The sequence below is a fragment of the Mesorhizobium sp. M4B.F.Ca.ET.089.01.1.1 genome (assembly GCF_004022605.1).
Classification (GTDB): Bacteria; Pseudomonadota; Alphaproteobacteria; order Rhizobiales; family Rhizobiaceae; genus Mesorhizobium; species Mesorhizobium abyssinicae.
Genome location: NZ_RZOS01000867.1, coordinates 1 through 1,230, shown reverse-complemented (window position 1 = coordinate 1,230; position 1,230 = coordinate 1). Strand labels below are relative to the sequence as shown.

The 1,230-nt window shown below is 66.7% G+C and carries 1 pseudogene; it reads left to right on the top strand.

Annotated features, from left to right (window positions below):
* Nucleotides 1–1,230: pseudogene (locus EN780_RS34640) on the top strand (sarcosine oxidase subunit alpha); the annotation flags it as partial.

Genomic DNA, 1,230 nt, shown 5'->3' with positions numbered 1-1,230 from the left:
CCTTCGTGCCGGATGGCGCGCCGCCCGGCATGGTCGCTGTAGGCGCCGCCAACGGCGCCTTCGGCCTCGGCGTTTGCCTGCGCCACGGGTTTGAGGCCGGCGCCGCAGCAGCAAGCGATAGCGGGCGCAGCGGCACCGCAGGTTCAGCGCCGGTCGCCGACGACGAGGCCTTCTCGCTGACCCCGCTCTGGCACATCCCCGGCAAGGGCAAGGCCTTCGTCGACCAGCAGCACGACGTCACCGCTTCCGACGTCGAACTGGCGCAGCGCGAAGGTTTCGAATCGGTCGAGCACCTCAAGCGCTACACCACGCTCGGCATGGCGACCGACCAGGGCAAGACCTCCAACATTGCCGGCCTCGCCATCATGGCCGCCGTCACCGGCAAGTCGATCCCGGAAACCGGCACGACGATCTACCGGCCGCCCTATGTGCCGGTCGCCATCGGCGCCTTCGCCGGCCACCATCGCGACGAGACCTTCCATGCGACGCGGCTGACGCCGTCACATCACTGGGCGGCGGAACAGGGCGCGGTGTTCGTCGACACCGGTTTATGGAAACGGGCGCAGTGGTATCCCCGCGCGGGCGAAAAGGACTGGCTGGAATCGGTGACCCGCGAGGTCAAGGCGGTGCGCGGCGGCGTAGGCTTCTGCGATGTCTCGACGCTGGGCAAGATCGACGTGCACGGTCCCGACGCCGGCGTCTTCCTCGACCGCGTCTACATCAACTCGTTCTCCAACCTCGCCGTCGGCAAGGCGCGCTACGGGCTGATGCTGCGCGAAGACGGCATCGTCTACGACGACGGCACGACCTCGCGGCTGGCCGAGGACCACTATTTCCTCACCACCACGACCGCCAAAGCCGGGCTGGTGATGCAGCATCTCGAATTCTGCCGCCAGGTGCTGTTCCCCGAACTCGACGTGCAGCTGTCTTCGGTCTCCGACCAGTGGGCGCAGTTCTCCATCGCCGGGCCGAAGACCCGTGACCTGCTTCGCGAAATTGTCGATCCCGCCGAGGACCTGTCGAACGAAGGCTTTCCGTTCATGGGCGCGCGCGAAGTCGCCTTGCGCGGCGGCATCAAGGCCAGGCTGTTCCGCATTTCCTTCTCCGGCGAAATGGCGTTCGAGATTTCGGTGCCGGCGCGTTACGGCGAGGCGCTGGTGCGCAATCTGATGATTGCGGGAAAATCGTTAGGCGTGACACCTTACGGCACCGAGGCGCTCGGCGTGATGC